This is a genomic window from Flavobacterium silvaticum, assembly GCF_012911565.1.
Taxonomy (GTDB): domain Bacteria; phylum Bacteroidota; class Bacteroidia; order Flavobacteriales; family Flavobacteriaceae; genus Flavobacterium; species Flavobacterium silvaticum.
In genome coordinates, this window is the sequence record NZ_JAAMPU010000032.1 from 1 (window position 1) to 278 (window position 278).

1 pseudogene is annotated in these 278 nt (G+C 56.1%); it reads left to right on the plus strand.

What is annotated here, in order from left to right:
* Positions 1-278, plus strand: a pseudogene (locus G6047_RS00105) (lectin-like domain-containing protein); the annotation flags it as partial.

The following is a 278-nucleotide window of genomic DNA, read 5'->3' on the forward strand; positions in this document are numbered from 1 at the left end:
GGGGCGACTCTATCGGCTTTGCCTACGACTTCCAATAACGGCATCACGGGAAGCTGGTCACCGGCGCTCAATAACACCGCTACTATGACGTACACGTTCACGCCATCGGCAGGTCAGTGTGCTACATCTGCAACGATGACAATCACGGTCAACTCGAACACGGCACCTACATTTACCCAGGTAGCCGCGATCTGTTCCGGGGCGACTCTATCGGCTTTGCCTACGACTTCCAATAACGGCATCACGGGAAGCTGGTCACCGGCGCTCAATAACACCGC